Source organism: Erysipelatoclostridium sp. MSK.23.31, from assembly GCF_019125875.1.
GTDB lineage: Bacteria > Bacillota_I > Bacilli_A > Erysipelotrichales > Coprobacillaceae > Thomasclavelia > Thomasclavelia ramosa.
Genome location: NZ_JAHOCB010000040.1, coordinates 1 through 11,600, shown reverse-complemented (window position 1 = coordinate 11,600; position 11,600 = coordinate 1). Strand labels below are relative to the sequence as shown.

Here is an 11,600-nt window from a genome sequence, read left to right as displayed (position 1 = left end):
AGAGAAAAATGAAGTTAGTAGATGGAATGAAAGATGAAAAATTAGGGAGTGCTTTATTGTATTGCTTTACTAAAGGTTATGGAGCTGTACCGATGGATCTTTATAATCTTGTTTTACCATTATTATTTGATGATATTTTTAGAGAAGAGGTAAAGATAAGCAAAGATTTTAGTAGTTGTATTAGGGCTTGTATTCAAAAAAATTCTGAATTTGTTAATCAAATTCTAAATAGTGTTGAAGAATTAGAAGAGGTAACGAGTCGCAGTTTAGGAATTTCTTTATTAAATAAAGATCTTGATTTTCAAATCAATGATGGTGTAATGAGCGGAAATTGTCGACCATCAAAAATTCTTGATTTAAATGAAGCTATTATTTTAGGAAAAATGATACAAGGAAAAGGTTTTGATGAAGTAGTTACAATGATGAAAAGTGATTTTAAGATTGTCTTTTTGGATAGTGAGACACTGGGTAGTGATATTGATGTCAGCAAATTAAATCGATATGGTGATGTAACAATATATCATCAAAGTCAAGTTAGTGAGGTTCCTGAGCGGATTAAAGATGCGAGTGTTGTAATTACTAATAAGCATATATTGAAAGAGGAACAGTTAAAAGATGCTCATAAATTAAAACTTATTTGTGTTACTGCGACAGGTGTTAATAATATTGATCTTGAATATTGTAAGGCTGCCGGTATAACCGTATGCAATGTTAAAGGCTATTCAACAAATGCAGTAGCACAACATACATTCGCTTTATTATTAGATTTATACAATAAAAATCATTATTACCATAATTATGTTGAGAGCGGTAATTATGCATCAAGCTCTATGTTTACCCATTTAGGATACACTTTCCACGAATTGACTGGTAAAACTTGGGGAATCGTTGGAATGGGCGATATTGGCCGTAAAGTTGCTGAAATTGCAACCGCATTTGGCTGTCAGGTTCAATATTATTCTACAAGTGGAAAAAATAACCAGCAAAATTATCAACAGGTTGATTTTGATACATTACTGGAATCAAGTGACATTATTAGTATTCATGCACCTTTAAATAGTCAAACAGAAAATCTTTTTGACCAATCAGTTTTCGCAAAAATGAAGGATTCAGCATATTTAATTAATGTTGGAAGAGGAAAAATTGTAAATGAAGCAGATTTAGTTGAGGCATTAAAAGAACATCGCTTAGCAGGAGCTGGCTTAGATGTTTTTGAAAATGAACCATTCTGTTGCAACAGTCCCTTATTAGAAATCAAAGATGCAACAAAATTAATAATGACACCACATATTGCCTGGGCACCAATTGAAACTCGTAATCGTGTGATTGAAGAGGTTTGTTTAAATATTGAAGGATTTAAAACAAATAATTTACGAAACGTTTGTAATATGTTATAATTTAGTTCTAGTCGTGGTGAAAGATTCGCTTCTTTTATCATATATTGGAGATAGCTTTGCTATTTCCATTTTTTTGATTTATTGATTTTAAAACCTTTTTATAGGATTTAAACTGCATAATAAAAATGCATAAAGTCTTTTCTTTGTTTATAATATAAGTGTAAATAAAGGAGGAACTAAAAATGAAATATGCTGTAGTAGATGGAAAATTAACACATGTAAATAAGGTTCCTAAAGGAACAATTGCAAGAGAATTTGGTTATTCTAATTATCCTGTAATTGCCTGCAAAGGAAAATATCGCTCATATTGGAAATATGTAAGTGTTAATAAAGCAAACTATGCCTAATTCAAACTCTCATCTTTCGATGAGAGTTTGTTTTGATTTAAAAACAATTTATTGCATTTCATGTTTAACTAAGCTAGAATTATTAAGAAATATTAATAGAAGGGTTTAATTTCATGAAAGAAAGAGAAAAATTTTCATCAAGATTAGGTTTTATCTTGATATCAGCAGGGTGCGCGATTGGACTTGGAAATGTATGGCGTTTTCCATATGTTGTTGGTCAATATGGTGGGGCACTATTTGTATTAATTTATTTATTTTTTTTAATTGCTTTAGGAGCACCAATTATGACAATGGAATTTGCAGTCGGACGTGCAAGCCAAAAAAGTGCGGCATTAGCATTTCATTCGCTGGTACCTAAGAGAAAATTTTGGGGTGCAATTGGAAAATTTCAAATGGCTGGAAATTATATGTTGATGATGTTTTATACAACCGTCGGAGGCTGGATGATTGCTTATTTTTTTAAAATGATAAAAGGTGACTTTAACGGTATTACTCCAGCACAAGTTGGAGATATATTTAATAATTCGCTCCAAGATCCATTTATGCAAGTATTCTGGATGATTGTAGTGGTTGTTTTGGGATTTGGAATTTGTTCCTTGGGCCTTCAAAATGGTGTAGAAAAGATTACTAAGATCATGATGAGTTCATTATTAATTATTATTTTGATTTTGGTGATACGTGCTGTTACTTTACCTGGTGGTAGAGACGGTTTGGCGTTTTACTTAATTCCTAATTTAGCGGCAATTAAACAATATGGTCTTTTAGAGATTATTTTTGCTGCAATGGGACAAGCATTTTTCACTTTAAGTTTAGGAATTGGGGCAATTGCTATTTTTGGAAGCTATATTGGCAAAGAACGGCGTTTATTTGGTGAGACAATAAGTGTATGTACTTTAGATACGTTAGTGGCATTATTATCAGGCTTAATTATTTTTCCCGCATGTTTTGCTTTTGGAGTAAATCCTGAAAGTGGACCGGGTCTGGTATTTATTACGTTGCCTAGCATTTTTAATGAAATGTGGTTAGGACAAGTATGGGGATGCTTATTTTTTGTCTTTATGAGTTTCGCAGCTTTATCAACTATAATTGCAGTATTTGAAAATATTATTTCATTTGGGATGGATTTATTTAATTGGAGTCGTAAAAAAGCAGTTGTAGTTAATTTTATTATTATTTTAATTTTATCTTTACCTTGTGCCCTTGGCTTTAATATTCTTAGTGATATTACTCCATTTGGTATCGGAACAACAATTCAAGATCTTGAAGATTTCTTGGTTACATATAATTTCCTGCCACTTGGTTCATTAGCGTATTTGTTATTTTGCACATGTCGTTATGGCTGGGGATTTGATGGTTTTCTCCAAGAAGCTAATACAGGAACAGGAATTAAATTCCCAAAATGGACAAAAAATTATTTAAAATTTATTCTTCCTTGTGTGATTATTTTTATATTTATTCAAGGATATTATACGTTTTTCATTAAATAATTGTTTGATAAAAGGTGTTGCTTTAAGTAACACCTTTTATGCAAGTTATTTGTTGAATTTTGATAATATTTGATTGTTCTAACCGATAAAGAGTAAATATGCAATAGTTGCAAGAAGGCAAGCAATCGCATCAAGCCAAAGACCTAATTTTAAGGCGTATCGATTATTTTGAAGTTTTATACTGCCAAAATACAAGGTTACAACATAAAATGTAGTATCGCTGCCTGTCTGAATAATGGAGCCAAGAATGCTATAAGGATGATCAACCCCATACTTTAAAAAGATATTATTTAAAATAGTTAGTGATCCATTTGAAGAAAATGGTCTAACAATCATCATCATAAAGATATCAATAGGAATATTCAAAATAGCAAAAATACTCTTAAAACCGATTTCTAGTAGTTCAATTAGGCCGCAATACTGAAAACATGTGACCCATAGTGTAAAAGCCATCATTGTTGGAAATAAAGTAATTAGGAGTTTACTGCCTTCCTTTACCCCTTCGATAAATTCATTAAAAATATCAACGTGTTTAAAACTTGCTTCGACTAGAGCTATTAAAATGATAATTAAGATTACACTATCCATAATGTTCAATCACCTTACTTGCAATAATACCGACGATTGTAATGACGAAACCAATAGTAAGACTATAGCCAAAGAAGCCAAGGATGTCGTGGCTGCCATAACTTTGTCTTAACGTCATCATTGTTGTAGGAATGATTGAAAGGCCAGTAGTGTTTAAAATAACTAAAAGCATCATTTCTTTGCATGGAGTCTTTGGATCACGTTGGTATTTTGTCAGAGATTGCATTGCTTTTAAACCACTAATAGAAGCCAAAGAACCAACTCCTAATAAATTAGCAATAAAATTAGTTGAGAGATATAGATAAACTTGATCATCTTCGACCGTATTACCATAGATAAGTTTTAAAATCGGCTTAAGTAAAAACGATAATTGTTTAATAAGTCCCGAAGCTTTAATAATATTTAAAAATCCATTCCAAAGACAAGCACTTAAAACGATTACTTTGATTAAGTCAAAAACTTGTTGTGGTGAACTTAAAATTGCTTCAAACATTTTATTTTGATTATTAGTGCAAAAAGCAATTATCACAAAGAAAATTAAACCAAATTTAAAAACTTTAGCCATAGAATAAATCCTTCAGGACCATTTTGAAACCTAAAAAGTAATTGTATGGAACAACTTTTTGTTTAGCAATTGGCTGGTTATTTAATAAAATTACAATTTCATTATTATTTAATGAAACTTCAACTTTATCAGTTGGTTTTTTATTAACATAGACATCAAAGTCTAAATAGTACTGTTGTTGTTTAAATTCAACGATACCTTTTGAGAATATTTTAGTTGCTTTTAAATTAGCATAACATTCTTCAAATTTCTTTTGATGAAATTCAAAATCATTTCCACAATTAAAAGTAACAATAATTAAATCAAGATCATCTTTACGAGCCATGGTAATTAGGGTTCGTCGTGCTTTTTTGGTAAAACCAGTTTTTCCACCAATACAATATTCATAGTTGGTTAATAATTTATTTTTGTTATGCCAAGTCCCATTACCGTCTTCGCGTTTGTATTCTTTAGTACTGACAATTTCATTAAAAATTGGATTTTGATGGCAATAGGCCATTAATCGTGCCATATCATAAACAGTGGATTGATTCCCGTTATCTTCTTCATCTAAACCTGTTGGATTAGAAAAAGTTGTGCTATGCAACTGAAGTTCTTTTGCTTTGTCATTCATCATATCAACAAATTTTGGAATTTCTTTACCAACTGCTTTAGCAATCATTACAGCAGCATCGTTGCCACTTCTAAGCATCAAACCATATAGTAAGTCACGTAGACTGATTTTATCACCTATATGTATATAGACACCACTTCCCCAGGCTTTATTTATTGTATCATCAACTGTAATGATAGTATCAAGTTCCATGTTTTCAATCGCAATAATACAGGTCATAATTTTTGAAATTGAAGCAACGCTCTGAATGTAATCTTGATTACTGCCTTCGATTACGATTTGATGACTAGCTTCCATGACAATATAACTTTTTCCTTGGAAGGGTACAGCACTGACGTTTGTATTTACTAGTGTCATCATTAAACTTATAATTAATCCTAATTTCATTTTCTTCACCCCTTTAAACATATGTTGAACTTGGAAAAATAGAAGTTTTAGAGTAGAAAATAAAACTGTCAAAATATCCTAATATTTGTAATTATAATATTAATTGTATTAAATCTAGGTAAGATATATAACTATAAGCATTGAATTTGTTTCAATAACCTAAAATTTAATATTAGTCTTTGTGGCATGAGGAGAATCCCTACCGATGGTTACAGTTCATGACCCATATTTTATAATATGGCTGAGTTAGTAAAATTCTAATATCGACGGTTAAAGTTCAGATGAGAAAAGACATTTTCTAGAATTCTATCGAAGGCATTTTATTATGTTTTCGGTTTTTTATTTTAGGAGGAAGAAAGTTGAAAAGAGGAAAGACAAGGTGATTAGTGTTGAACGCAATTTTAGGGGCATTATAGGCGATGCTGATGGTATTTTGATTCCCATTACCTTTAATACCACCATTTTTATATTTTGATACAGCTTATGTTTACAGGTGAATTACAAAGTTTTATGGTTAAGTATTGCTTTGGTTTAACCAGCAGCCTTGATCTATCGTTATGATAAAACTAAAATTGTTACTTTTAAAGGAACGTGGGTTGAAATTATTATTAATGTAGGAGTTGTTCTCTTTAATTTAATTAAAAGTATTATTGTATATTTGATTACATTATTGGTATATAAAAAACTAAGTACTATAATTCATCATCATACAGGTGACTAAAAGAAAAGAGAGGTGATTTTTGAAGATGGAGCTGTTTTATTTTTTAAAAAATTAGGAAATTGGAAAATTATGTATTAGCGACTAGTGTAGATGATTATGTAACGGTTCGTAATATTAGTTGTTTATTTTAAAACAGATAAAAATTTTAGAAAAACTCAACAATTATTTAAAAATCCTCAAGTTGCATTATGCAATGGAAGAATTCAAATAGAAGGGCTGACGAAAAATATAGGCTTAGTGATTGAAAAACTGGGACGTAAATTTGAGCAGTTATATCGTCAGTATTTATGACAAAATTACAATGCGTATAGTTATGAAAAACAGAGATTTTAATTGAGGCTACACCTAAGTTCGTTGAAATTTGGGATGAAAATGAAAATCATTTTACTTTTCAAACTTTTATTGATTTTGAATAAAAACAGTTACAATAAAAAATGTGATTAAAGGCTAAAAAAACAAATAATCCCTTGTCGTTCGACAAGGGATTATATCATTAAATTTTAGACTTTATTTATATTCTTCAATTAGTCGTTCCAAATAATCTTTATATTTAGAATCATTGGCATTAAGTTTATCAGAACTATTGGTATATTTTTTTACTGCGGTTGTAGCTCTAGTGATTGGTAATAAAGTTCCAGCTCCAGCAACACAACCACCGGGACAAGCCATACCTTCAAGTAGATAACCGTCATATTTACCACTTTTTGCTAATTTAAGCATTTTTTTACAATTTGCTAATCCTTCTGCTGATTCCACTAATACTTCACGTTCAGGCTCTTTAGCTTTAATACAATTTACGACTGCTTTAGCAACCCCACCGCTAACGGCAAAACCGCGACCATCACTACTAGCCTGAGTAAATGGATCAGCTTCATCTGGTTTTAAAGAAGCAAAATCAATGCCTTTAGCTTCAAACATTGCGCCAATTTCTTCAAATGTTAAAACAAAATCAACCTCACTTCGTACTGATTTTCTAGAAGCTTCTAGTTTTTTTGCTGCACATGGCCCTACAAAAACAACTCGGCTATTAGGATGTTTTTCTTTTATCAAACGAGCGGTTAATACCATTGGTGTTAAAGCCATTGATATATAAGATTTAAATTCCGGGAATTCTTTTTTGGCCATCATTGACCAAGAAGGACAACATGATGTTGCCATAAACGGTTGCTGAGCAGGTACTTTTTCTAAAAAGTCCTTTGCTTCATCAATTGTACATAAATCAGCCCCAATGGCAACCTCAACCACATCCTTAAAACCTAATTGCTGCATTGCTTTTTTTAAAACTTCTGGTGTGACTTTAGGACCAAATTGTCCAATAAATGCAGGAGCTACTGCTGCAATAATTTCATCGCCGGCCTTAATTGCTTGAATTAATTGGAAAATTTGACTTTTATCAGCAATGGCCCCAAAGGGACAGCTAACTAAGCACATTCCACAAGAGACGCATTTATCATAATTAATGTGGGCATTACCATATTCATCAGTTTCAATAGCATCCATTCCACAAGCCTTAGCACATGGTCTTTCTCTTTTTAAAATTGCATCATATGGACAATTAGTTTTACAAAGACCACATTTAATACATTTATCTTGATCAATATATGCTTTCCCGTCTTTAAAGCTGATTGCATTTTTAGGACAAACTTCGATACATGGGTGCGCTAAACAGGCCTGGCAGCCACTACTGACCTCAAATTTCTTTTCTGGACATTTATTACAGGCAAATTTAATAATGTTGATTAATGGTGGTTCGTAATATTTGTCGGCAATAATACTTTCTTCAATCCCTTTAGATATTGGTGCTGGTTCATCAATAGGGCGCAATGATAATCCCATCGTTAAACGAATTCTTTCACCGACAATAGCCCGTTCCAAAAAAATACTGTCACGATAAGTTGCGACTTCTCCAGGAATTACTTTATAGGGTAAATTTTCGATACGACTATAATCATTCCCCTCATAGGCTAACTTTGCAACTTCAACAAAAACTTTACGTCGAATTTTAGTTAATGATGAATAAATTCCTCTCATAGTGTTTCCTCCATATTATTTATAACTATATTTTACTCCAAAGTGCAAGTTTATAAAAGTGAACTGTAGGATATTTATATAAAAATAAGTTATTCGTAAGATAATTGGTTGCTTTTAATTGACAATTCAGTATAATGATTACGAAGTAGGTGAAAAGACATGGAAAGATTACAAAAAGCAATTGCGGCAAGTGGTTATACTTCGCGAAGAAAAGCGGAAGATTTGATCGTTCAAGGAAAAGTTGAAGTAAATGGCAAAGTCGTTACTGAATTAGGAACCAAAGTAAAACAGGGAGATTTAATTACAGTTGAAGGAAAGCCGTTGGTTGGTGAAAATAAAGTATATTATGTTTTTTATAAACCTAAAGGGTGTGTTTGTACTTTAGATGATGAATTTGACCGACCTATTATTACAGATTATTTTACTGAAGTTAAAGAAAGAATTTATCCAGTTGGAAGACTAGATTTTGATACAACGGGATTAATTATTATGTCTAATGATGGAGAATTTGCTAATATGATTATGCATCCTCGTTCACATTTAGAAAAGATTTATGAAGTATCTATTAAAGGTTTAATTACTGGACCAACTTTAAATAAACTGGAAAAGGGTGTTTATTTAGAAGGGGTTAAAACTTTACCATGTAAGATTAAAGTCGTTGACAAAGATACCGAACATAAAACCACAATGCTGAAAATAAAGTTAGTAGAAGGTAAAAACCGACAAGTTAAGAAAATGTTTGAGAGTGTAGGACATCCGGTTAAAAGATTGCATCGTGTAAGTATTGGTGGAATTAATTTAAAAGGGCTAACACCAGGAAGATATCGTATTTTAAAACCGCAAGAAGTAAAAGATCTAAAAAAATTAGTTAATACGGATAAGTAGATCACTTATCCGTATTTATTTTGACAATTATTTTAATTTGTTTGGTGCATACTGTATTTTGGGTGATGAAAATGAGAATACAAATAGTTGAACCACAAAATAAAATTGAATGTGGAATATGCAAAGCCGAGGGTGATTGGATCAAACGAATAAATGTACGGGGGATTCAAGCTTTATATTGTATCAAGTGTGACACAGTGACAATGTTTAATAAGATGCCATCAAAGTTTGTTTATAAGGCATTAAAAAAAGAAACCGAAAATATTCGGATGGCTTATAATTTAAAACAAGACGAAAAAGTTAAATAAACAAATTAGTTGACTTTAATCAATAAATGAGTAGAATTAGTATAGTAAATAGATGCGATGATTTAGGATATGTCTAGATAATACTTTGATTCAGAGAAAAGACGGGTGGTGCAAGTCTTGATAAGGTTATTTAGGTACTCCCTAATATGCAACACTCGAAAGAGAATGTCGGTAGTGCGTTATAGCTTTGAGGTTATTTCGATAACAAATTAAGGTGGTACCACGATACTCTCGTCCTTTGGATGAGAGTTTTTTTATTAAAAAACAGTAAAGGAGAAAAATAATGATTGATTTTAAAGAAGACGAAAAACTAAGTGTATTAAATCACTCTTGTGCTCATGTAATGGCACAAGCAATTAAACATCTTTATCCTCAAGCTAAATTTTGGGTTGGTCCAGTTGTTAGTGAAGGATTCTATTATGATGTTGATTTAGGAAATGATGTAATCAAAGATGAGGATATTCCTAAAATCGAAAAAGAAATGAAAAAGATTTGTAAAGATGGCAAACGTATTACTCGCCAAGAAATTTCTAAAGAAGAAGCCTTAGAAATGTTCAAAGATGATGAATATAAAATAGATTTGATCAATAATTTTGAAAATGATACAACTATTAGTTGTTATCGTCAAGGAGATTTTGTTGATTTATGTAGAGGTCCGCATGTTGAAACAGTTAAAGCTTGTAAGAACTTTAAATTGACTAAACATTCAGGTGCGTATTGGAAGGGTGACAAAGAAAATAAGGTACTACAAAGAATTTATGGTGTTTGTTTTGAAACTTCTGAAGACTTAGCTAAACATCTTGAATTATTGGAAGAGGCAAAACGGCGGGATCATAAGAAGCTAGGTAAAGAACTAGGATTATTTATGATGAGTGAATACGCTCCTGGGATGCCATTTTTCTTACCGAAAGGAATGATTTTAAGAAATACTTTAGAACAATTCTGGTACGAAGAACATGCTAAAGAAGGATATGAATTCATTAAAACACCAATTATGATGTCACGTGAATTATGGGAAACTAGTGGTCATTGGGAAAATTATAAAGAAGATATGTATACTAGTATGGTTGATGACCGTGAATTTGCAATTAAGCCTATGAACTGTCCAGGAAGTTTGTTAGTATATAAAAATTCCTTACATTCATACAAAGATTTACCATTAAGAATGGGTGAACTAGGTCAAGTTCATCGCCATGAAGCTAGTGGAGCCTTGAATGGTTTATTTAGAGTACGTACTTTTACTCAAGACGATGCACATATCTATATGACACCTGATCAAATTGAAGGTGAAATTATAAGGTTGATTAATTTCATTGATCGTGTTTATGGAAGCTTAAATTTAAGTTATGAAATTGAATTATCTACCCGTCCCGAGAAGAAATATATTGGTGATTTAGCAATCTGGGAAAAAAGTGAAGCTGCTTTAGCTGCCGCTTGTAAAGCAGCAGGTAAGGATTATAAAGTAAATCCTGGAGATGGTGCTTTCTATGGACCAAAACTCGATTTCCATGTTAAAGATTCATTAGGGAGAGTTTGGCAATGCGGAACAATTCAATTAGACATGAATTTACCAGAGAGATTCGATATTACTTATATTGATGATAAAGGTGAAAAAGTTCGTCCAGTTATGCTGCATCGTGTTATCTTTGGATCGATTGAAAGATTTATTGGAATTTTAATTGAGCATTTTGCTGGTGTGTTCCCATTATGGTTGGCACCTGTTCAAGTTAAAGTATTGCCGGTTAATAATGAGTATCATTTAGACTATGCTAAAGAAGTAACTGAGTTATTAAAGGATAAAGGCTTTAAAGTTGAACTGGATGCTCGTGAAGAAAAATTGGGTTATCGAATTCGTGAGGGACAAATGGAAAAGGTACCTTATTTATTAGTATTAGGTAATAATGAACGTGATGAAAAAACTGTTACATATCGTAAACATGGAGAGCAAAAACAAATTACTGTTCCATTTGATGATTTTGTCGCAATGCTAAATCAGCAGATTGTTGATAAAAAATAGTAAACACTTAGCAAATTAAATTTGCTAAGTGTTCTTTTTGGTTTGATAAACTTCTATTTTATAGCTGCGTAATTAAAATTATTAGAATAAATTTACATTATTTATATTTCGAAGAAAGATATAGATGTGATATAATTAAAATATTGAAAAGAGGGATAAAAAGATGAAATATTATTTAGCAATGGATGTTGGTGGAACGGGCTCTATACTAAAACTGGAGGGGAAATATATCCTGCTCCAGTTTTCTTATATTT

Annotated in this window: 10 protein-coding genes and 1 riboswitch; of the genes, 6 read left to right on the top strand and 4 right to left on the bottom strand. The window is 31.6% G+C overall.

The genetic code is table 11. From position 1 onward, the window contains the following. Positions 1-8 precede the first annotated feature (8 nt). The 3 genes from KSU54_RS14815 (at position 9) to KSU54_RS14805 (ending at position 3,231) form a co-directional block, all read left to right on the top strand. Positions 9-1,397, top strand: coding sequence for a D-2-hydroxyacid dehydrogenase (locus tag KSU54_RS14815; RefSeq protein ID WP_003537921.1), 1,389 nt, complete (start codon positions 9-11; stop codon positions 1,395-1,397). Between the two features lie 182 nt (positions 1,398-1,579). Then, positions 1,580-1,744 carry a hypothetical protein gene (locus KSU54_RS14810; RefSeq protein WP_003537922.1) on the top strand — a complete coding sequence of 55 codons (165 nt, stop codon included), beginning with the start codon at positions 1,580-1,582 and terminating at the stop codon, positions 1,742-1,744. A gap of 113 nt (positions 1,745-1,857) precedes the next feature. Further along, positions 1,858-3,231, top strand: coding sequence for a sodium-dependent transporter (locus tag KSU54_RS14805; protein WP_003537923.1), 1,374 nt, complete (start codon positions 1,858-1,860; stop codon positions 3,229-3,231). A 78-nt stretch (positions 3,232-3,309) separates the two neighbouring features. Here KSU54_RS14805 and KSU54_RS14800 read toward each other — a convergent pair whose 3' ends face one another. From KSU54_RS14800 to KSU54_RS14785, 4 genes are all read right to left on the bottom strand, one after another. Further along, positions 3,310-3,819, bottom strand: coding sequence for a hypothetical protein (locus tag KSU54_RS14800; protein WP_003537924.1), 510 nt, complete (start codon positions 3,817-3,819; stop codon positions 3,310-3,312). Continuing rightward, complete coding sequence (locus KSU54_RS14795) at positions 3,812-4,384, bottom strand: nucleoside recognition domain-containing protein (protein ID WP_003537927.1); 573 nt, start codon at positions 4,382-4,384, stop codon at positions 3,812-3,814. Before KSU54_RS14795 ends, KSU54_RS14800 begins: the two co-directional genes overlap by 8 nt. Further along, positions 4,377-5,384 carry a D-alanyl-D-alanine carboxypeptidase family protein gene (locus KSU54_RS14790; RefSeq protein WP_008792996.1) on the bottom strand — a complete coding sequence of 336 codons (1,008 nt, stop codon included), beginning with the start codon at positions 5,382-5,384 and terminating at the stop codon, positions 4,377-4,379. Before KSU54_RS14790 ends, KSU54_RS14795 begins: the two co-directional genes overlap by 8 nt. A gap of 171 nt (positions 5,385-5,555) precedes the next feature. After that, positions 5,556-5,681: riboswitch (FMN riboswitch) on the top strand. A gap of 931 nt (positions 5,682-6,612) precedes the next feature. Further along, complete coding sequence (locus tag KSU54_RS14785; RefSeq protein WP_003537932.1) at positions 6,613-8,136, bottom strand: 4Fe-4S dicluster domain-containing protein; 1,524 nt, start codon at positions 8,134-8,136, stop codon at positions 6,613-6,615. A 159-nt stretch (positions 8,137-8,295) separates the two neighbouring features. Here KSU54_RS14785 and KSU54_RS14780 point away from each other — a divergent pair, with 159 nt between their 5' ends. The 3 genes from KSU54_RS14780 to thrS all read left to right on the top strand — a co-directional run bounded on the left by KSU54_RS14780 (position 8,296) and on the right by thrS (position 11,346). After that, positions 8,296-9,021, top strand: coding sequence for a pseudouridine synthase (locus KSU54_RS14780; RefSeq protein ID WP_003537934.1), 726 nt, complete (start codon positions 8,296-8,298; stop codon positions 9,019-9,021). A 71-nt stretch (positions 9,022-9,092) separates the two neighbouring features. Next, complete coding sequence (locus tag KSU54_RS14775) at positions 9,093-9,329, top strand: hypothetical protein (protein WP_224209093.1); 237 nt, start codon at positions 9,093-9,095, stop codon at positions 9,327-9,329. Positions 9,330-9,612: 283 nt separating this feature from the next. After that, positions 9,613-11,346: a threonine--tRNA ligase gene (gene thrS / locus KSU54_RS14770; protein ID WP_003537936.1), complete on the top strand. Its 1,734-nt coding sequence runs from the start codon at positions 9,613-9,615 to the stop codon at positions 11,344-11,346. Positions 11,347-11,600: the final 254 nt, after the last annotated feature.